This window comes from Candidatus Nanosynbacter sp. TM7-008, assembly GCF_022828245.2.
Taxonomy (GTDB): domain Bacteria; phylum Patescibacteriota; class Saccharimonadia; order Saccharimonadales; family Saccharimonadaceae; genus Nanosynbacter.
Map to the genome: position 1 here is coordinate 705,926 of NZ_CP157587.1, position 21,775 is coordinate 727,700.

The 21,775-nt window shown below is 35.8% G+C and carries 21 protein-coding genes; 10 read left to right on the forward strand and 11 right to left on the reverse strand.

All coding sequences use genetic code 11. The annotated features are described in order from the left end of the window. Positions 1 to 23: 23 nt before the first annotated feature. From rfbA to LRM48_RS03855, 3 genes are all read left to right on the forward strand, one after another. Positions 24 to 887, forward strand: a complete 864-nt coding sequence (rfbA, locus tag LRM48_RS03845) for a glucose-1-phosphate thymidylyltransferase RfbA (RefSeq protein WP_243812156.1) — start codon at positions 24 to 26, stop codon at positions 885 to 887. A gap of 1 nt (position 888) precedes the next feature. Then, a complete protein-coding gene (locus tag LRM48_RS03850; protein WP_243812155.1) occupies positions 889 to 1,593 on the forward strand; it encodes a glycosyltransferase family 2 protein in 705 nt (234 codons plus the stop codon). A gap of 339 nt (positions 1,594 to 1,932) precedes the next feature. Then, positions 1,933 to 2,751, forward strand: a complete 819-nt coding sequence (locus LRM48_RS03855; RefSeq protein ID WP_243812154.1) for a glycosyltransferase family 2 protein — start codon at positions 1,933 to 1,935, stop codon at positions 2,749 to 2,751. A gap of 7 nt (positions 2,752 to 2,758) precedes the next feature. On the opposite strand, the gene LRM48_RS03860 is transcribed toward LRM48_RS03855, so the two are convergent. From LRM48_RS03860 to LRM48_RS03870, 3 genes are read right to left on the reverse strand one after another with little or no spacing between them, the layout of a single operon-like run. Then, a complete protein-coding gene (locus LRM48_RS03860; RefSeq protein ID WP_243812153.1) occupies positions 2,759 to 3,736 on the reverse strand; it encodes a glycosyltransferase family 8 protein in 978 nt (325 codons plus the stop codon). Between the two features lie 14 nt (positions 3,737 to 3,750). After that, entirely contained in the window at positions 3,751 to 4,608 is an 858-nt protein-coding gene (locus LRM48_RS03865; RefSeq protein WP_243812152.1) for an SDR family oxidoreductase, read from the reverse strand. Further along, the gene (locus LRM48_RS03870; protein WP_243812151.1) at positions 4,601 to 5,848 is read right to left on the reverse strand and encodes a lipopolysaccharide biosynthesis protein; all 1,248 of its coding nucleotides are present in this window, start codon (positions 5,846 to 5,848) and stop codon (positions 4,601 to 4,603) included. The genes LRM48_RS03865 and LRM48_RS03870 overlap by 8 nt, the downstream gene beginning before the upstream one ends. A gap of 61 nt (positions 5,849 to 5,909) precedes the next feature. Here LRM48_RS03870 and LRM48_RS03875 point away from each other — a divergent pair, with 61 nt between their 5' ends. Genes LRM48_RS03875 through LRM48_RS03890 form a run of 4 tightly spaced genes read left to right on the forward strand, consistent with a single transcriptional unit; the run spans position 5,910 to position 11,608 of the window. Beyond that, positions 5,910 to 7,298, forward strand: a complete 1,389-nt coding sequence (locus LRM48_RS03875; protein ID WP_426303678.1) for a DUF2142 domain-containing protein — start codon at positions 5,910 to 5,912, stop codon at positions 7,296 to 7,298. 34 nt (positions 7,299 to 7,332) lie between these two features. Beyond that, positions 7,333 to 8,721 (forward strand): DUF2142 domain-containing protein, encoded by a 1,389-nt coding sequence (locus tag LRM48_RS03880; protein ID WP_426303679.1) that lies wholly within the window; start codon positions 7,333 to 7,335, stop codon positions 8,719 to 8,721. Between the two features lie 44 nt (positions 8,722 to 8,765). After that, complete coding sequence (locus LRM48_RS03885; protein ID WP_243812148.1) at positions 8,766 to 9,332, forward strand: hypothetical protein; 567 nt, start codon at positions 8,766 to 8,768, stop codon at positions 9,330 to 9,332. Further along, positions 9,332 to 11,608 (forward strand): hypothetical protein, encoded by a 2,277-nt coding sequence (locus tag LRM48_RS03890; protein ID WP_243812147.1) that lies wholly within the window; start codon positions 9,332 to 9,334, stop codon positions 11,606 to 11,608. The genes LRM48_RS03885 and LRM48_RS03890 overlap by 1 nt, the downstream gene beginning before the upstream one ends. A 7-nt stretch (positions 11,609 to 11,615) precedes the next feature. Here the strand turns inward: LRM48_RS03890 and LRM48_RS03895 are convergent, their stop codons facing one another. The 4 genes from LRM48_RS03895 to LRM48_RS03910 are packed head-to-tail and all read right to left on the reverse strand — an operon-like array spanning position 11,616 to position 17,198. Continuing rightward, a complete protein-coding gene (locus tag LRM48_RS03895; protein ID WP_243812146.1) occupies positions 11,616 to 13,814 on the reverse strand; it encodes a glycosyltransferase in 2,199 nt (732 codons plus the stop codon). Continuing rightward, a complete protein-coding gene (locus LRM48_RS03900) occupies positions 13,811 to 15,214 on the reverse strand; it encodes a glycosyltransferase family 2 protein (protein ID WP_426303680.1) in 1,404 nt (467 codons plus the stop codon). The genes LRM48_RS03895 and LRM48_RS03900 overlap by 4 nt, the downstream gene beginning before the upstream one ends. Before the next feature lie 2 nt (positions 15,215 to 15,216). Next, a complete protein-coding gene (locus LRM48_RS03905) occupies positions 15,217 to 16,377 on the reverse strand; it encodes an ABC transporter ATP-binding protein (protein WP_243812144.1) in 1,161 nt (386 codons plus the stop codon). A 2-nt stretch (positions 16,378 to 16,379) separates the two neighbouring features. Beyond that, the gene (locus LRM48_RS03910) at positions 16,380 to 17,198 is read right to left on the reverse strand and encodes an ABC transporter permease (protein ID WP_232736572.1); all 819 of its coding nucleotides are present in this window, start codon (positions 17,196 to 17,198) and stop codon (positions 16,380 to 16,382) included. Between the two features lie 31 nt (positions 17,199 to 17,229). Between LRM48_RS03910 and LRM48_RS03915 the strand changes: the two genes are divergently transcribed. From LRM48_RS03915 to LRM48_RS03925, 3 genes are read left to right on the forward strand one after another with little or no spacing between them, the layout of a single operon-like run. Continuing rightward, positions 17,230 to 18,243 carry a glycosyltransferase family 2 protein gene (locus tag LRM48_RS03915; RefSeq protein ID WP_243812142.1) on the forward strand — a complete coding sequence of 338 codons (1,014 nt, stop codon included), beginning with the start codon at positions 17,230 to 17,232 and terminating at the stop codon, positions 18,241 to 18,243. Positions 18,244 to 18,255: 12 nt separating this feature from the next. Beyond that, positions 18,256 to 19,206, forward strand: coding sequence for a glycosyltransferase family 2 protein (locus LRM48_RS03920; protein ID WP_243812141.1), 951 nt, complete (start codon positions 18,256 to 18,258; stop codon positions 19,204 to 19,206). Further along, entirely contained in the window at positions 19,175 to 19,609 is a 435-nt protein-coding gene (locus LRM48_RS03925; protein ID WP_243812140.1) for a GtrA family protein, read from the forward strand. The genes LRM48_RS03920 and LRM48_RS03925 overlap by 32 nt, the downstream gene beginning before the upstream one ends. Here the strand turns inward: LRM48_RS03925 and LRM48_RS03930 are convergent. From LRM48_RS03930 to rpmH, 4 genes are all read right to left on the reverse strand, one after another. Beyond that, positions 19,590 to 20,051 (reverse strand): protein jag, encoded by a 462-nt coding sequence (locus LRM48_RS03930; RefSeq protein WP_129636891.1) that lies wholly within the window; start codon positions 20,049 to 20,051, stop codon positions 19,590 to 19,592. The genes LRM48_RS03925 and LRM48_RS03930 overlap by 20 nt on opposite strands. A 9-nt stretch (positions 20,052 to 20,060) precedes the next feature. Further along, positions 20,061 to 20,981, reverse strand: a complete 921-nt coding sequence (locus LRM48_RS03935; RefSeq protein WP_243812139.1) for a YidC/Oxa1 family membrane protein insertase — start codon at positions 20,979 to 20,981, stop codon at positions 20,061 to 20,063. Positions 20,982 to 21,005: 24 nt separating this feature from the next. Then, positions 21,006 to 21,353, reverse strand: a complete 348-nt coding sequence (rnpA, locus tag LRM48_RS03940; RefSeq protein WP_129631947.1) for a ribonuclease P protein component — start codon at positions 21,351 to 21,353, stop codon at positions 21,006 to 21,008. Between the two features lie 61 nt (positions 21,354 to 21,414). Next, entirely contained in the window at positions 21,415 to 21,552 is a 138-nt protein-coding gene (gene rpmH / locus LRM48_RS03945; protein ID WP_129631950.1) for a 50S ribosomal protein L34, read from the reverse strand. Positions 21,553 to 21,775 lie beyond the last annotated feature (223 nt).

The following is a 21,775-nucleotide window of genomic DNA, read 5'->3' on the forward strand; positions in this document are numbered from 1 at the left end:
TATATCAGAAAAGTAGGAGGTTTATGAAAGGAATAATTTTAGCGGGTGGATCGGGTACGCGATTATGGCCAATTACTCAGGCTATAAGCAAGCAATTAATGCCTATTTACGATAAGCCAATGATTTATTATCCGCTTACCACATTAATGCAAGCGGGAATTCGTGACATTCTCGTAATTACCACTCCAGACGACCAAGACGGTTTCAAGAGGCTTCTTGGTAACGGATCACAATGGGGTATAAATCTAGAATACGCTGTTCAACCCACTCCAGATGGTCTGGCGCAAGCTTTTATTATTGGTGAAGATTTTATTGGTGACGATAAAGTAGCTCTAGTGCTGGGAGATAATATATTTTATGGAGAGCGTTTAGATGAGTCTCTGCGGGAATGCACAAATCCCGACGGAGGCACAGTTTTTGCCTACAAAGTATCTGACCCAGAAAGGTATGGTGTCGTTGAATTTGATGACCAAAATCAGGCAATATCAATTGAAGAAAAACCAACTTCCCCAAAATCCCACTTCGCAGTTGTCGGCTTATATTTTTATGATAATGACGTAGTAGAGATTGCTAAAAACGTAAAGCCATCAGCTCGAGGAGAATTAGAAATTACATCCATTAATGCAGAATACTTACGTCGCGGTAAATTGCAAGTTCAAACCTTAGACAATGGAGATGTTTGGCTAGACACAGGGACGATCGACAGCTTAACTGATGCATCAGACTTTGTTAGAGTTATCCAAAAACGAACCGGCAGGATTATTGGCAGTCCTGAAAAAATCGCCTTTTATAACGGTTGGATTTCTAAAGGTCAGCTAAAAAATCTATCCGAACCACTTGCTAAATCTGGATATGGTAGTTATTTTACAAGGTTAATTAATAAATAATATGAAAAAAGTTTGTATTATCATTCCTGCTTACAATGAAGCTCCTGTTATAAAAAATGTTATTAAAAAATCTAAGAAAATATTTTCAGAGGCTAAAAAAGAATATTCTATTGATGTCGTGCTAATTAATGACGGATCCAAAGACGACACTCTTGAGCAAGCTAAAAAAGGCGGCGCAATAGTTATTGATCATATATTGAATTCCGGAGCTGGAGGCGCCACATTAACCGGCCTCGCATACGCTCGACAAAATAATTATGACATTGCCGCCACTATGGATGCCGACGGTCAACATGACCCAGAAGATGTTCTAGCTGGAATTAAAAAAATATCCACCTCTAATACAGATCTATTGATTGGTAGTCGACTAATTAACAGTAATGGCATGTCAAAAACAAAAATTTTAGGAAATAAAGGATTAAGCTTCATTACTTATGTTTTATTCGGAACTAATGTTACAGACTCGCAATCTGGTCTACGAATCTACTCGCGAAAAGCAATCGATAATCTTGACTGGAAATCTACTGGATATGAATTTTGCTCTGAAATGATCTGGCGTGCCAAACAGTCTGGAATGAATATTGCCGAGTACCCAATTAAAGCTATTTATACCGACTATTCCCGCTCCAAAGGACAAAACAACTGGAATGCCATTAATATTGTCAAGCGATTATTTAAACAACGTTTAACGGAGTTATTTGAATGAGATATATCACTCTTGTATTACTTAACGTGCCGATTATCTTAGCGGCTCTCATTAATATAATCACCCAATTTAAGCTCCGTAGAGTCAGCGCAACACGCTTCAAACATCAACTGATTATCTGGCTAATTATTATGGTTGTGTTAGTAGGATCATTCCCGCTTTATAATATTTCAATAAATCACCCACCACTCGACTCATCAGAATTAAGTGTATTTGATATATTACAAACCACAGCAATAATTTTACTATTTTATATAATCAATAATCAGCGTCAACGTATTGATCAAAACGAACGAAGATTAAGAGATTTACATCAAGAATTATCCATAAGGTTATCAAATGAAAAATAGAATAGATATAATAATTCCATATTGGGGAGAATTTTCTTTATTAAAACAGGCGGTTGACTCAGTATTAGAGCAAACTAGTGACGCATGGCATCTAACTATTCTTGATGATCATTATCCAGATGAGACTGCCAAAAACTATTACAGTAAGATTAACGATAAACGCATCACATATATTAGACACCGTAAAAATATAGGTATTACTAACAATTTTAATTATGCAATCAAACATGCAAGTGCTCCTTTTTGTGTAATTATGGGATGCGACGATAAACTACTACCCAATTACGTCGAAACCGCATTAAAGAATATTAACGAAGCTGATTTTTACCAGCCTGGCGTTCAGGTAATAGATGCCAAAAGTAATATATACCTACCTTTGGTTGATAAGATTAAACGATTATTACATCCTAAAAAAACTTGCGTATTAGCAGGAGAAAAACTCGCTACGTCACTTTGTCATGGCAATTGGCTCTATTTTCCGTCTATTGTCTGGAGAACTAGCACACTTAAAAAATATTCATTCGATCCAAGATATAAAATTCTTCAAGATGTCATTATCGAACTAACTATGATAATTGACGGAGCTTCTCTATGTTTCGAGTTAACAGAAACGTTTCAATATCGTAGATTTGCAGACTCATTGTCTAGTAAAGAAAAGAGTAAAAACGGAATCCGATTTAACGAAGAAAAAGAAGTATACAACGATTTCGCCAATAAATTTAAGAGTATCAACTGGAATAAAGCTTCATTCGCCGCAAAAACTCGCATTACGTCACGAGCTCACAGCCTATTGTCAAAATTTTGGTAGAAATATTTTATTTGGCAAACTTACGTTTGACTGCCCAAGCATATAATTTTACAACTACTGCTTGTGGCAATAATTTATAAAGTCGCCAGTTTATATCTTTTTTCGCTTCTGGCATTTTAGCGTTCTTCCATGGAGTCATCTCCAAATACTTGCGCCATAATAAGCCGACTGGATTATCATTTCCTACCTGCCATGGTCGACCCGTTATGCCAAATTGAGAATGAATAATTTTTGGAGTATAGTAAGCCTCCATAATCTCATTATAACTATAGAAGCTTTCTGGCATAAAACCATTAGCTTTAATGTATTTTTTGATGTCATAACCATAAAATACAGTAGAAAAATTATATTCAACGCCAACTAGTTTAATTTTATCCTTAAAAAAGACATTACATAGATCTTGGTCAGCCACCTCATAATGATTATGTCGTAAATGCTCGCGCATCTTAGAATCAATTTTATCTTTTATCCATTTTTTATGATTAACAAGCATAATTCCGCAGTTAAAATATCCGTCTGTAGATTTTAAACCGATTGCATTTTTATGAGCATTAACCATAGTTGCGTCATACGATAACGCCAAAATATTATCCTCAAAGTCAAGTTCCAAAAGACCGTCAAGAGCGCCACTAATTACCGTATGCGGATTTATATATAAGATTCGATCCGTCTTGACATCAAGCTTAGCAAATGCCAGCATTTTATACCAAGTTATATATAGCCCTTTCCAAGCCTTAACGCCTATTTCCTTTAGTTCATCAGGATAGCCAGAAACGTCGACAAAGGTAATTGTAGCGTTTTTATAACCACCAATCATTTCGTTAAACTTATTAATACTGCCTTTTTTAAGCTTGTGTCCAAGATAAAAAATATTAATCTGCTTTAAGTGTTTATTATTTTCCAGTAAAGATGCGATAGAGATTGCACTTACTGCCGCATAATTATCATCACTCTGATATAAAACGTTTAAAATGTCTTTATTCATAATTATCGAATCTCTTATTCATCTAGTGGGAGCTGTCTAACATATTCTTTCAACATGTCAGTGTAATCAGCCGGAGCAAATCCTGTTTGACGTAATTTTACTAAATCCATATCACTATTAAGTGGGCGTGGGGCAAAGCCTGGCTTATCTGCCGCATATTCTTCTGTGGAAACTGGATGCACACGATTACGATCATATCCAGCATATTCGAATACATCAGCAGCAATCTCGTACCATGATTTTACTGGACCATCATTAGTCACATTATATGATCCATACGCCACTTTATTGTCTAAGAAATATTTAGTAGCCCTAGCAATTTCTGAAGCGAAAGTTAACCGTCCAAATTGATCATCAACAACCTTTGGATTAATACGCATGTCTGCCAGTTTTTTCATGGTTTTTGGTATATTGTGGCCATCACCGACTACCCAAGATACTCGCATAATATAATGCTTTGGCACTAAACTGACTACTAAATCACCAGCAGCTTTACTCTGTCCGTAAACCAATAGCGGCGCAACAACTTCATCATCTTTGTGATTCTTTTTTCGCCCATCCCAAACATAGTCAGAAGAATAATGAACGATAGTTTTATTCTTCTCAATTGCAATTTTAGCTAAATTGCGTGGACCATAGGCATTAGCTGACCAAGTTTTAGCTCTTAATTCTAGAGTTTCTGAACCGTCAGAATTAACCAATGCCGCCGCATTTAAAATAACATCATACTTAGACCAATCAAACGCATTTACTTGCGCTTCATCAGATATATCCAACTCTTTATGAGTTAGAGCCTTAGCGTCTGGGAACATTGCACATAAAGCCTTACCTAATTGCCCGCCCGCTCCTAAAATTATATATTTTTTACTCATACCTCACCTTATCCTCACTAAGCATTATAACATTTTTTAGAGACCTCTTGTATATAAACAAAAGAATGATTGCTTGTAAAAAACTAATTATCATAAAAACTAGCACACTACCTAACATAGCCAGTCTATCAATTAAATAGACAGATAGTACCACTGCCAAAATATTCGTGACGAGTAGAGTATAAAATTGGCCCTTAAATCGACGTAGAATTATCAATAGATTAACATAAATTGACACAAAAGCATTTGCTACGGCGCCAATAACCATAATAGTTAAATCTATACGAAAGTTATTTATATCAATACCAAAAACAGTATTAAGAGCCCAAACTCCGATTAAATAACTCGAAACAACAAATAAAATTCCCAATGTAAACGTTATAAAATCTATCTTACTAACAATCTTAGTAAACTCCTTTATCTTTTTCTCTTTCAATAATTCAGATAAATTTACAACATTAGGCTGAAGAACGAATGATATAAATAGAGTTAATAAAGTGATCGGCATCGCCATTATTCCAAAATACCCAATTTGGTCATAATGATATTTATCCAAAAAATAACGAGGTATATTCAAAGAAAACATCGTTAAAAAAACTACAACAAACACCTCTGCGGTTTTTTTCATAATTTTTCCAGCTTGCATAATATTTTTCTTAGTTAAGCCAACACTTTCTACATGTTTCATCCATGGAATATCGTAAAAAATAACCACTGCTATATTTACTATAAATATAGATAAAGCGCCATAAATAATATTTTTAGTCAAAATATCAACCAGAGTAAAGAGCATGAAGCCGAAAACAGATTTCATGGTTAGAGAAATTCCCACTATATACAATCTATTATGAATCTGTAATACCCCATACATCGAGTCAGCAATTGATTCCAAAATCTTAAATGACACTAAGACCATTATTAATTCTGTTTTTATAAGATCATATCCGCTTAATATGCAAAAACTTATAGAAAAAACCGCTACAATTAATGATGATATAAAGCGTACTACAATATAATCACCACTAGAAAAATCTTTTTTAACATCGGATACTTGATATGTTCGACCACCCCATAAAGATATAGCCCAAAATACCACCGAAAGAGACATTGCAAAAGAAAATAACCCAGAATCCCCAACTCCATTAAGACGCGTAATAACAATCAGAAGAATTGGAGAAATTGCACTCTGTAAAAATGACCCTATCGAGTTCCATATATAATCCTTCTTTTGAGCCTGCATATATTTAATAGTATAACAAGTTTGATCAATATATTATTCTAATTTATAATCTGCTTAGCATATGAAAAAATATTGGTCCTATTTCTTATCATTTATTAAAAAGCCTGAGAATGTTTTTATATCGTTGTCTTTATTCTTTGGAGTATTATCTGCAATTACAGTACCTTTATTATCGGTTGCAGATGAGGGTCATCACTACATGCGCTCCTACACATTATCTCAAGGAAGAATCGAGTCAGGGAAATCCTGCTCTCTACCTAAAGATATTTTATTAAAAGTGAAGGAAGCAGAGGCTAACAATTTTATAACTAGCTATAAAAAACTTATCAATAAAAACGATACAGAAATCCATAAATGCAGCAGCGCTACTGGTTATCCGCCAATTATGCATTTACCTCAAGCTATCGGCATCGGTATAGCAAATACTATACACGGATCATTGGGAATAACGATTTTATTCGGAAGATTATTTAATTTAATATTTTATTCTATCGCCCTGTATTTCATTATCAAATGGGTACGTGTTGGTAAATGGGCATTCGTGGCAACTGGATTATTTCCACTAATGATACACTTGTCAGCTTCTCTTTCGGGAGATTGTATGGCAAACATAGCAATTTTCACCACTGTAGCTGCTCTATTAAATCTATTCAGCCAGAAACGTCCAATAACACGCCGCCAACAATTGCTTGTTGTTTTCATATTCTGCTTCTCAATACTAACTAAGTCAGTTTCTATACTTTTGCTCTTCCCTTTAATATTCCTACCAAAGCACCTGTTCTCTCCTAATAAAAATAAGAAAATTCCTTTTAATGTTCAAAAGTGGCGTCTAATTATATTCGCCTCAATATTAGCAGGACTATGTTTAATGCTATGGTTCCAAATATACACTCAACCTCTGCTTACTACTGGTGCAGCACACAACCCTCTGCATAGTAATCCTCTTAAGCTTATTGCTATATTGTTTAATACGTATATTAATCCGCGACTACCAGTATCTGACGATATTATCAGAGGAATAATCGGTGCATTTTCTGCTTTTAAATATGGGCTTCCTCTTTTCGTCTTAATACCCTCATTTTCTCTCCTCTTCCTCTCTCTCCTTCACTACAATAAAAAAGACCAGGAGTTATTAGGAGAGCAGACTGGTAAGTTGGCAGTGTATAATTTGGTAACAATTGGAATGTTTGTTTGTGCGGTGTCATATGCTATGTATACAGCGTGGGCATTGCTTCCATTTAGATTTGGTGAAGGTGCTTATTATGCGGACGGTGTGCAAGGTAGATATTTCACAGCAACAGCAGTTATGTTAGTACCGGTAGGGCTGTGGCTACAAAAGTATATTAATGTGAGAACTAAGAATGAAAAAGTATTTAATTTAATTATGTTCTTTGGATTAGCCTTAATACTTAGTTTCTATATTTTTGAGACAGTGTGGCGTTTTAAATAATATCCAGTAACAATGTGTTAGAATAAAAACAGTTATGAAAAAATATTGGTCCTATTTCTTATCATTTATTAAAAAGCCTGAGAATGTTTTTATATCGTTGTCTTTATTCTTTGGAGTATTATCTGCAATATTAGTTCCGCAATTGTCAGTCAGCGATGAAAATATGCATTATCTACGTGCTTATGGAATATCTCAAGGTCGTGTAGAGTCTGGATCACGATGTACGCTTCCTAAAGATGTAGCAAAAAGAGCTGGTTCAGTTTATGAAGGGAATTTTTCATCAGACTACTCAAAACCTATAGATCGTAGCTCTCTTAATATTGATAAATGCAGTAGCGCATCTGGTTATCCGCCAATTATGCACTTACCTCAAGCTATCGGCATCGGTATAGCAAGTTTATTTAATGGGTCTACAGGTCTAACTATCTTATTCGGTCGAATTGCCAATGCGCTATTCTACTCAATAGCTATCTACTTCATTATCAAATGGGTGCGTGTTGGTAAATGGGCATTTGTGACAATCGGATTAATACCTTTAATGGTCCATATGGCATCTTCACTATCTAGTGATTGTGTAACAAATGTAGCCGTTTTTACAATTACCGCCTTAATAATAAACCTATTTACTCAGAAAGATAAAATATCAAATAAACAAATAGCGACTCTTCTATTTATAGGAATGGTTCTTACTTTAACAAAGTCTATAAATGCGCTTTTGCTCTTCCCTTTAATATTCCTACCAAAACACCTATTTTCTCCTAATAAAAATAAGAAGATTCCTTTTAATATTCAGAAGTGGATTATACTTACGTCTATTGGCGCTATTGCGATTATCAGTATACTAATTTGGCAAAAAATATATGGTCAGCCTCTGATCACTACCGGAGCAGCGCACAACCCTCTACATAGTAATCCATTAAAGTTTATTGCTATATTGTTTAATACATACATCAGCCCAACTATTGGATATACAGATGTCGTGCTACGCGGTAGTGTTGGCGACTTTTCATCGTTCAAATACCACTTACCGCTGTTTATACTTATTCCTCTGTTTTCTCTCCTCTTCCTCTCTCTCCTTCACTACAATAAAAAAGACCAGGAGTTATTAGGAGAGCAGACTGGTAAGTTGGCAGTGTATAATTTGGTAACAATTGGAATGTTTGTTTGTGCGGTGTCATATGCTATGTATACAGCGTGGGCATTGCTTCCATTTAGATTTGGTGAAGGTGCTTATTATGCGGACGGTGTGCAAGGTAGATATTTCACAGCAACAGCAGTTATGTTAGTACCGGTAGGGCTGTGGCTACAAAAGTATATTAATGTGAGAACTAAGAATGAAAAAGTATTTAATTTAATTATGTTCTTTGGATTAGCCTTAATACTTAGTTTCTATATTTTTGAGACAGTGTGGACATACAAATAAATTTATTTGTCGGTTATGCTTATTTGTGTTAAAATAGCATAAATATGAAAATTACAAAGAAAAGACTCTCAAAAAAACAAATATTAGCAACGATCATAATAATCATCGCTGTGGTTTGCCTGATTATTTTTGCTCTTGATAAGTTTGGCATTATTTCAATCTTTCCACAAAATACTGCACCTAACATAGGCAAAGAACCTACTGTTGAAGAAAAGAAATCTGAAAAGGATACTAATCAAAACAATAAAGAAACCTTCTTAAATACGCCAAAAGATGATAGTGATAATTCTGTAGAAAAAAGTAAACCAGCTCCAGTTCCAACAGACAACTCATCAATAGAACTTTCAACTAATAAAGACGGTGACAACGCAGTTATCATTATAAAATTAAAGGAGCATGGCTATTCTCAAGGTAAATGTTCCCTAACGGTAGCTTCTAACGGCAAGAAAAATACTCAAGAAGCCCCTATTATCTATCAGCCAGAATATTCTACTTGTGCTGGATTTTCGGTTCCTATATCATCCGTAGGAAATGGTCAATGGAATATATCTATATCAGTAACACCATTAAACGGTAAACCTATAACTAAAACTATGGTGAGGGAATTTTAATGACAAAGAATAAATTTTTTGCGTCTATAGCTATTGTCACCATAATTAGTCTTTGCGGCCTGCTATTTTTCACCAATAGGTCAGAAGCAGTAACCGCCAATGATTGGCGCGCAGGAAATATTGTTGACGATTTTGTTTTTACTAACTCTAACGACATGACTGTCGCTGATATACAAACGTTTCTTAATAATATAAACCCAAATTGCGATACATATGGAACCGGTCGCGCTACGGAAAGAGGAAGAGGAGATATTACTCGTGCTCAGTATGCAGCCTCTCGCGGATGGGCTGGACCGCCTTACGTTTGCCTCAAGGATTATTATGAAGTTCCTAAATACACTCCAGGAGATTACATTCCTGCTAATAATTTTAGTGGCTCAATTCCCTCAGGAGCCGTCAGCGCTGCACAAATAATTTATGATGCTGCAAAACGCAACAATTTAAGCCCAAAAGTGATATTAGTTAAAATTGCAACTGAATCAGCCGGACCGCTAACAACCGATAATTGGCCACTACAAAGTCAATATACATATGCCATGGGGTCTCACTGTCCAGATAGCGGCCCCGGTGGTAGCGCTAGCTGTGACCGTAATTATGCAGGATTCTCTATGCAGGTTGAATCCGGAGCTCAGCTCATGCGTTGGTATATTGACAATATGGAAAAACCGTGGTGGACATACAAAAAACCTTTTGCTACCAACTCCATATTATGGAATGTAGTCCAAAAAGGATGCGGTGCTGGTAATGTGTATATATCCAGTAAAGCAACCGCTGCTTTATATACATATACACCGTATCAACCAAATCAAGCCGCATTAAACAATATGTATGGCTTAGGTGATGGGTGTAGTTCTTACGGCAACCGAAACTTTTGGAGAGTATGGAGCGACTGGTTCGGATCAACACAATATAGCACTCCGTTAATTAGTTTTAAATCACACATCAGCTATTACGGATGGACAGGACTAGTGCACAACAAAGGCATAACAGGCTTTACTGGTCAAAGTAAATCCATGCAAGCTTTCAGCATAGATGGCGACGTTGCATATTCTTCATACAGCGAGGAGCGTGGATGGCAACCAACTGTTTATGGCGGCATGCAGTCAGGAACGACAGAACTTAATCGCCCTATTCAGGCAATCAAAATACAGCCAACAGGATCATTAGTTTCTAAATATGACATCTATTACCGAGTTCATGTGAGCTACGTTGGTTGGATGGGTTGGGCTAAAAATGGCATGCCAGCTGGTGTAACTGGTGGCCAAGGAAATAATATAGAGGCTATAGAAATCAGACTCGTTAATAAAGGCTCAAACGGTCCAGAAGAATCAGGACAACCATTCAGAGATATTAGTTCGAAAGAAGATCCCGCACCACTATCTGTCTCTATCAGTTCTCATGTAGGCATGGTTGGATGGCAGCCAGCCGTCACTGATGAAATGATTAGCGGCACAGTGGGTCAGAATCATCCAATTGAAGCAGTTAAGGCTTCTGTAACAAATAAAACTGGAGTAGCCGGAAGTTTACAGTATTCCTCTCACGTTTCTTGGATTGGGTGGCAAGGATGGAAAAACGCCAATGAAATATCAGGCACAACGGGTCAATTTAAATCAATCGAAGCAATTCGCTTCATGTTGACCGGAGAATTGGCAAAAAAATATGACATTTGGTATAGAGTATACTCACAGCATGCAGGTTGGATGGGTTGGGCTAAAAATGGCATGCCAGCTGGATCTACAGGCGCATCTAGATATATAGAAGCTATACAGATTCGTGTATCTCCGAAGAATTCTCTAGTCTTACCTGGCGGAGCATTTTACAACCCAGGAAACACCCCAATTCCAGATATTTACGAACTTAACTATGCTACTCATGTAAGCTACGTTGGTTGGACCAAAGACGTTGGTCAAAATTCAATCTCTGGCACCACAGGAAGATCACTTTCAGTAGAAGCGATACGTATATCTAAGTCTATCTACCAGTCAGATGGAGGTACTATCAAATTATATTGCTCATCAAAATCATCAAATGATCCTTGGTCTACGACAACGCCAATGACATCCGACAAACAAATCTGCGGAACGACAGGTCAAACCAAACCTCTGAACGGCATAAAATTATCTCTGGATGAAAATGACTCTAGTGTATATGATGTATATTACCAAGTTCACTTATCCTGGATTGGATGGCAAGAATGGAAAAAGAATGGCGAGATAGCGGGAGATAAACCTGAGTCACATATAGAAGCTATCAGAATAAAACTTGTCGAAAAATAATATATATTTAACTATATATATCTATTATTTGCTGCTCGAGGTTACTCCATTGATAATCTCGAGCTGTTTTAAGCCCATTTTTTATAAGCTTATCGCGCAATTCTTTATCATCTATTATCTTTTTAACTGCAGCAACCCCCTCTTCAATATCACCCTGTTTATAGAATAGGCAATTATATCCATCCTTTAGATATTCAACATTTCCTCCATTTGGAACCACTACAGATACGCCACCCGTAGCCATCATTTCAAGAGGTGGATATGAAAAACTCTCAAGAATACTTGTTTTTATTAAGATGTCGCAGCTAGCATATACTTCTCCAACTTTTTCTGGAGATATTCTATTATAAAACCTATCGACTCTATACCAGTCTTTTGGCTCTTTACGATATGATAAATAAGATATTTCAAACTTTTCAGGATCAAGTTTATTAATAATACGAAAAGCCTCATCTGTATTTTTGTATTCGCTTTTGCTATCGCCCTCAACTAATATTTTTATTTTTCCGGTAAAATCGCGCTCACGATATGGGTATAAACTTATATCGATGCCGTTAGAAACATATCTGGATTCCTTATGAAAAATATCTTTTAGCCACCGCTGACACCATAAAGACATGGTTATATATTGTACTCCAGATTGATCGCAATAAGAGGCATTTGCTAAAAATCGCGGCTCTCCAGTTCCTGGCTCATAAAAATCTGTTTCAAAATTCTGTACAAAATACAGTCGATTACGAACGTTTGCTTGTTTTTTGATTACGTCAACGGTCGACCATAAAGTAGCTACTTGTGTATCAAAAAATGCTTTAATTTTTGTCTTATGAGCAATAATAATATTAAAACCTGGTAGCTCATATCTATATTTATAACTCTTCTTGGCTATTTTCAAATTATGTTTACTGACAGCATCAATCAAAGTTACATCCCATCCATGAGAGCGTAATACATCCGCATGCTTCAAGGCTACAATTACTCCTCCTGATATATCTGTTGATGGTAAAACGAAACCTATATTTCTAGACAGCCGTTCTCGGATAAATGATGCTATATTATATCCAGTATATACCGTAGAACAATTACGAGTCACCTCATTATAAGCCCTATTGGAAATAGAATCACGTAGGCTTTTGTCTGACACAAGCAAATCCATAGCCTTAAACCATTCTTTGTCAGTATTTTTTACCAATATTCCCGTAGAACCATCTTGGACTTTTTCTGAAAAAGCACCAATTTCGCTAGCTATAATAGGAACTTTTACAAGCGCGGCTTCAATCCATTTATTCTCTGATTTAGCTCGATTAAATATCGTATCAACAAGAGGAGCTAAAGCTATACTGCATTCAGCCATGACCATTGGTAGTTCACGCCAATCAACAAATCCTGATGTAATAATCCTATCCTTATATGACTCAAGTGTATCAGGTACATCAAGAATGCCAGCTATCTTGAGATATACGTGTGGATATTTATCAAATATTTTTATGAGACTCGGTATTACAAGATCAAAATCTTCATTATGAGTAATACTGCCACTAAAATACCCAATAATCACCTTGTCTTCATTTTTATTTACCGCCTTAATAGCCGCATTAGACCTACTAATCATTTCATCAGAAGCCACGTTACGATTTATTAACACTTGACCCTTAATATATTTTTGTAGCTCTTCTTGTAGTTGAGTTGTTGTTGTGATTGCATGACTGCATAAAGTTAGAGTCTCACGCATCCTATTGACACCGTCATTATATAGCCGTTTATCTTCATCGCTCATTTTCTGAACATACTCAATTGAGTCGGTATATTTTTGGTCAATTACCAAATCATCTATATCAAAAAAGCATGTTTTATTAAAATAATTAGCTTGTTTAATAAAATTACGTACCGTATCAGTTATTGGACACCTAAAAAATACAAATCCACGATAATATTTTAATTGATCTAATGATAACCTGTCGTAAAAAACGCTATCAGCAGTTAATCCTTGAGATATTAACTGCTCAATTTGATGAGCGACACGATATCTTTCTGGATGAGGTAGCGTGCAACCATTAATAAATAATATATCTTTGTATTCTTTATTTTTTCTATCAGGAAACTTCTTATAATACGCATATTTTGTTGCACGTTTAGCAAAGCGCAGAGCACCATCATCTTTAATTATAAGAGTACTCTTCTTTATAAGATTATTAATTCTTCGAATCATCTTTTTTCTCCTATTATTATATATGGATTATATAACGTTCTCATCTCTTTGCTGCAAAGCGCTGCTGTTATAGACTCACTATCCATTCTTGTTGATCTGTCAATTAGATTAAGCTTTTTTCTCTCTACAAATATAATAGGAGCGTACGCTTCACCAAGATTATATTTAGATGTTAAATAAATATGCCTAGTAAACGATCGTCTATTTAACATATGTATACATTCTACTATTCTTTTATCTAAAATAGATATGAGGTTATTTATTACTTGCTCTTCGTCCATTATCTTTGGAATGACAGCACCAATATCTCGCCTTAAAACATCGCCCATTGCATCTCTAAAATTTATGCAATTTATTGGTTTTTCCGAAAATATTACTATATCAGAAAGTTCTTTATCTAAAATATCGCCAATATTTTTTGTGTTATCAAATAGTACATTACTTAGACTAATGCCTTTATGTGTACAATACTGTAAATACCACTGCGCACCATACATTGGATCTCGAATTACTCTAGCCTTCACCTTGCGCAGCCTAACGTCATCTTCTAGAGCTTTCTTTTGAGCTTCAACAACATATGGTTTGGCGTCCAAGTCCATTGCTGTAGAATTTTTATGAACACGCCAATAATATAATATTTTCGGAATATGCACAATATGATTTGGTTGCAAATTTCTCGTTATTCTTAAAAATAATTCCCAATCCTGAGTTCCATTATAATTACCATCCTCACACTTTAATTTTATTAAGAACTCTCTTTGTATTACTGCAAAATGTGTAATATAATTTATGGAACGTAAAAAATCACTATTCCAATCAGGCTTAAAAAATGGTTGATACTGTCTTCCGTTTTCGTCGAGCTTGATCTCATCTGTATATAAGAATTTTACGCCTGATACTTCGTTTATTTTCTCTACGACAGACAACAAAGCGTCTTTATGCAACATATCATCATGGTCTAGCAGTCCTACATATTCACCCTTGGCTTTCTCAATACCATAATTTGTTGCCCCAGCAATATGCCGATTTTTTTTAAGAAAAAAACTCTTTATTTTTATATTATCTTTCGATATATTACTTATTTCATCCCTTACATCACTATTAGGAGATGCGTCGTCTACGATAATCAGTTCCCAATTCGTATATGATTGATTCTCTACTGACTGTATCATATCTCTTAAATATTCTATCGGCGTATTATACGTAGGAACGATAATAGATATGAGCGGGTTATTTCGCATTTTCTCATTATTAACAATATTTTCATTTTTACGATTCCATGCTTCGTATATTTTTCTCTGCCTTAAATCGAGATATTTCCTATACGGATACAGTAATGTCAATAAGAACGTATAAATAGACTTTTTGCCTTTTATCTTATTTTTAAGGTTCTGTAGCATATTTACTTCCATTTATGATCTAGCTTGGTTACACCACCCCAACGACCACCATCGTAATCTCGCTGAACTGAAAAATGAGGCCCCTCTTCTATAAAAGATATTGTATCTATGTCTCTTGCTCCAGTTAATCCAGCTTTTATAAAATAATCACCCTCGTTAAGATTTAGTTTGACTATATATTCTGCTCTATTCTCATTCTTAATACTATATTTATCTTGATATGTATTAGGACCAAATACATATTCTCCATTTTCTCTGAATATAGCAACTCCAACGTTTTTAACTCCCTTTTGTTTCCAGGATAGCTTTATGGTAATAGATTCATTATATTCAAAAGAACTACTTTCGATACCTTTGCTATTATATATGCTTACATCAAAAGGCGCAGACGTACGGTCAAATTTATGGGTCTTAGCATGCTCTAGCTCATTGCTAATACTATACGCAGCAGCAACCATATGAGGTTTACCTTGCATCTTTATTTTACCATCCTCAAGTAATACCGCCTTATTACAAAAACGTTCCACGGCGCCCATATCATGAGTCACAAGTATTACGGTCTTTTTTTCGCGTTTTAATTTATCAAAATATGCATAACATTTTTTCTGAAAAGCTTCATCTCCAACCGCCAAAACTTCATCAAGCATTAAAATATCGCCTTTAGCTTTTATGGCAATCGAAAATGCTAGACGTACTTGCATACCGCTCGAATAATTCTTCAACTTTTCCTCCATGAAATCACGCATCTCAGCAAATTCGACAATTTCATCATACATAGAGTCAACTTCTTTTCGACTGAATCCCAACAAAGCACCATTTAGATACACATTATCCCTACCGGACAGCTCAGGATTAAAACCAACACCAAGCTCTATAAACGGAACAAGTTTTCCCTTCGTGCGAATGCTACCTTCATTGGGTGTATAAATACCCGCTATTAATTTTAATAGAGTACTTTTACCAGATCCATTTTTTCCAACTATCCCAAAGAAATCACCTTCCTTTATATTAAAAGATATTTCTTTTAACGGTGTAAAATCTCTATATCCTTTTTTTCTTAGTAAAAATCCTACTACTTTCTGTTTTAGCATTGTTACTGCTTCAATTGGAATTTTAAATGTCTTGGTTACGTTAACAATTTCAACCGCATTATTTTTTGCCATTATTAAATATCCTCCGCAAAATATCGTGATCTCTTAGAAAAACAATAAACTCCCAGTATTACCGTAACAATGATCACTATCCATGGAAAAATAATACGCCAGTCATGTATTAAATCGGTAGATCTAATAATTGACCCGTCTTGATTTATCAAGGCATACCTTGCATCTTGGATTATCTGTGTAACTGGGTTCATAAATAACAATTCTGCAGCTACACGACTACGCTCCAAGGCCATCTGTATTGGATAAATAATTGGAGCTGCATAAAAAGCTGCTTGTAAAAATATTTCCCATATATAACTAGTATCACGATACTTTACATTAAATACAGACAGCAATAAAGCTATACCTAATGAAAATATGTATAATTCAATAATAAGCGGCACTATTAATAGTGCAGTCCAAGAAAGACTTACGCCATTCAGTAGAATAAATATTAAAACTACACCAAGATTAATAAATAAATTAATCAATGACGAAACCGTTCCTGAAATTACAATTATATATTTTGGAAAATTTAATTTTCTGATTAAGTCTCCTCTATTTACTATAGACCCCAGACCATTGCTTGTTGCCTCTGTAAAAAACGACCATAAAACAATACCTAATAACATAGTCACAGGAAAATGCGGTATTCCTCTATCTAAGCGTAGTATGTGAACAAAAACTACATATAAAATAGCAAACAAGAATAACGGTTTTAATACGCTCCATACGTAACCTAAAACCGAACCCTGATATCTAAGTTTAAAATCAGTTACAATAAGTTCTCTCAATAGTATAATATTTCGACGATCTAAGAGATTTAAAGACTTCCACATCACTATACTAGTATATAATAGTTAATGTATTATGAATAGACTTGCAATTATAGTTCTTAATTGGAACGGATCCGACGACGCCATAGAGTGTGTTGATTCATTAATAAAACAAACCTTAAAACCTACTATTATTATAGTAGATAATAATAGTAGCGACAATTCTGTTACTGTATTTGAAGAATATATATCATCACATAAAAAAGAAAAGATTATTTTGCTCAAAAACTCAGACAATCTAGGATTCGCGGGAGGAATTAATACAGGATTAATCTACGCCCTAAAAAACGACTTTGAATATATTGGAGTACTTAATCCGGATGCGATCGCTGATAAAAACTGGTGCGAATCTCTCATTTATCAATTATCAAAATACCCAGAATGCGGAATTGCTACTGGAATTCTACAAAGACGCAATAGCAAGACTCTTGACACAACTGGAGATTTTTACACAACGTGGGGACTTCCTGGACCAAGAAACCGTGATGAGCCCATAAAAAACGCACCAACTAAGCCTGGAGAAATATTTGGTGCAACTGGCGGCGGAGCTATTTATCGTGCAAAAATCTTTGATGATATAGATATGTTTGATGAAGATTTCTTCATGTATTATGAAGATGTCGACTTAAGCTTCCGAGCGCAATTAGCCGGCTGGAAAATTCGCTTCACACCCAAGGCTATCGCTTATCATAAAGTTGGCGCTAGTAGTAAAAAAGTCCCCGGATTAGCTGTTTATAATACTTTCAAAAACTTACCATTAGTCTTCATTAAAAATGTTCCGGGTAAATTATTTTGGTATATTGGTGTACGATTTTTGCTGACATATTGGTTGATTTTTGCCAGCGCAATTCGTCACGGCAACGGTTGGTCTGCATTCAAGGGTGCTTTAGCATCAATTATTCACAAACCAGCAGCTTATAAAAAACGTCTTCATATCCAAAAAAATCGTAAGGTTTCCGTCGACTATATTCGTAATATTATCCACGATGGACCGCTACCAAATCAAACTGGTTTATTAAAATTTAAGCATTTTTTCAGAATAAAATAATATATTAATACTATGAAAACCATCACTCTCCTCGTCCCCGTCTACAACGAAGAATCCGTTTTACCACAATTATTTAAGCGCTTGGACGAATTTACAAAAAACACGCCCAATTATCAATTTGAATTTCTCTTTATAAACGACGGCAGCACCGACAAATCTTTTTCAATCATAGCCGAGCAATCAAAAAAAGATTCTCGAATTAGCTATATAAATCTATCGCGAAACTTCGGTAAGGAAATTGCGATGATAGCTGGAATTGACCACGTAAAAAGTGATGCTCTGGTGATTATTGATGCAGATTTACAAGACCCGCCAGAGCTCATCCAGGAAATGATTTCGTATTGGGAAGATGGTTACGATGACGTTTATGCTCGCCGCAACAACCGACAAGGCGAAACCTGGCTGAAGAAAAAAACCAGCCAATGGTATTACAGAATATTGCAGAAATCGACCAACATCCCCATTCAGGTCGACACTGGAGATTTTCGCTTACTGGACCGCCGATGCATTGAGGCTTTGCAAAAATTCCGTGAATCTCAGCGCAATACAAAGGCAATTTTCAGCTGGATTGGCTATAAGAAAAAAGAGATATTTTATAATCGCGACCCCAGGTTAGCTGGTCAAACCAAATGGAATTACCGGAAACTGCTTAACTTAGCAATCGACGGAATTACCAGCTTTACTACCGCACCGCTACGCATGGCAACTATTTTTGGATTCATTGTTTCGTTTATTGCTTTTGTCTGGATTATATATCTTTTAGTTCGCCCTTTGTTCGGAGTTTCCACCGGAGCTGGCTATTCTTCCTTAATGGCAGTCATCCTATTCCTCGGAGGAGTTCAGTTACTGTCTCTGGGCATAATTGGCGAATATGTAGGACGGATATTTATTGAGACAAAAAACAGACCATTATATTTAATAGAGGAGTATCATGCAGGAAATATTAAAAAAACACGCCGATAAATTAAGATTTCTTATCGTTGGCAGTACTAATACGGTACTAGATTTTGGCATACTTTTTAGTCTAACAATCTTTTTAAATATCCCAAAAGAGTTTGCTAATTTTATATCAACATTCGTTGCCTTTTTGTTCTCATTTTTTGCAAATAAAAAATATACTTTCAAGTCAACATCCCAAAACTTGAAAAAACAATTTCTTTTATTCGCCGCAGTTACATTGTTTGGTTTATGGGTAATTCAGACAATTATTATCGCTATTATTACACCGATATTTATAAACTTCGGACTAAATAAATCACTCGCTCTATTAATCAGCAAGCTAGCCGCCACGGTAGTCAGCCTCGTTTGGAATTACGTTCTATACTCCAGGATAGTCTTTAAAGACACTAAGAACTCTTCTGACTAATAATCAGCCGTCGTTCGCGACCTTCACCTTCAGAATGCGTATCAATATCGCTATATTCACCAGCCAAGTGATGCACTGTCCAGCGATCAGCAGCATTCAAATCCACCACCTTTGATTCACCGGTTCGTCGAACTTCCTCAATCCAGCCGCGCGCCTTTTCGGCAATTTTTTCAGCGTGCTGCTTTTTATAGTCCGCAATATCCAAATTCACCCGAACGGTTGACGCTTCTTTATGATGAAGAGCTGTCGACAAAAGATTCTGAATACTACGCAATGTTTCCGCATTTCTGCCGATTAAAATACTACTTCGCTCGCTATGCGGAATTGAAGCCACAACAATTCCATCTTCGATTTTTACTGAAACTTCCAGATTCAAGTCAAAGAACGTTAGCAAATCCTCTAAATATTTTTTTACAAATTCAACCGTTTCAATTTGGTCCATAAATCCTCCTTAATCCTTAGCCTTGATCCGAGTTATCCTTGCCTCTGTAGCCTTTTTAACACGTTTGTCGATTTTTGTCGATGCTTTAGATTTTTGAGATGATTTTTTATCTGCAATTTCTTGCATTTCTTTAGAGTCTTGCTTGAAGATGATATAGTTCTGGAGATATCCCACGGCGCTAGCTGTCGTCAAATAAAGCGCCAAAGCCGCCGGCAAATATACAATCACGAAGAACATCATTACTGGCATAAATTTCATCATTTTTCGTGTCATAATGGCATTTACTTCTGCCTGATCTGCCTCTTTTCCATCGCCAGCCTCAGCTAAAATGTCACGCAATTTACGATTACTGTCGGATTGGGGCGACAATTGTTTTGAAGTTAAATATTGCAAATATGCCGCAACTGCCGCCAAAATAACCAAGCCAACAACAATTCCATTCTTTGATATTGCGTACTGCGTTAAATCTATAATTCCCAGGAAATTCTGATTAAATTGATCCGGATTATTCACTAAATTATTAGCAACCGGCAGATTTTTCATGAAATCATAAACATATTTTCCTAAGTCGGCGCGACTAGAAACGAAAATCTGCACCACTCGATACATCGCAATCAAAATTGGCAACTGAATAATCATAACGCCAATTGAACCAAAGGCACTGACGTTGTGTTTTTTATAAAGCTCCACCATCGCTAGGTTACGCATTTGTGGATTTTTTGCGTACTGTTTTTTGATCTTCACCAGCTCTGGCTGCATTTTACGCATTGCCTTTGCTTGATGAAGCTGCTTCTTAATTAGCGGCCAAAGTAAAAGTCTTACAATAATCGTAAAGATAATGACGCTAACACCAAAATTCGGAATCAGACTATAAATAGCCATTAGCAAATTTAAAATCGGTCGAACAATAAACTCATCAAAAAAACTCATGTCTTAATTATAGCAAAAAAGCGTCTATTTATACAGTTGAGCTTGAGAGAAAAGATTCTTTATCGTCTGCTTCAAGTCTTTATGCGGCATCGATAAAACTTCCGCCGAAAATATAATAACAGCCACGTCTTGATCATTTTTCATATTAGGCAGCTCCAGGCGAATAATTTCATAAACACGTCGACGTATACGATTCCGACGCACTGCTGATTTTAGAACTTTTTTACTAACAACGACCGCAAACCTACTGTGATTTCGATACGGATTTTTCACATATTTTATCGTGGCTATAGACGAACGAACCGCCTGTCCATTTTTATAGACAAACTTAAGACTGCCATGGCCGTGAAACCGATTACACTGTTGTAACATATTTTACAATTATATCAAAAAATCCCGCCTTCATCGACGGGATAATTTTTAGCTATTAAAATTAAATAGCAATTTTAGCGCGACCCTTTAGGCGGCGGCGCTTCAAAACCAGCCTACCAGCCTTGGTAGAAACTCGTGCCCTAAAACCATGCGTCTTTGCACGGTGTCGGGTGTGTGGTTGAAATGTTCGCTTTGGCATATCAACAAATAGTATATATTTTTTCAGTACTTTTTGCAAGTCGACAATGACTTTTCCACTATCGACGTATATTTTTCCACAGTTTTAACAGATGAGAATTTTAATTGTGGAAAACTCCACCCCTGTTTTGAATAGTAACCTTTCTACTCCGTTTATACTTGTGGAAAACTCCCCTTATTTGCTATAGTAAAGATAGTTAACAGGATTTGAGGGAGTAATTTTC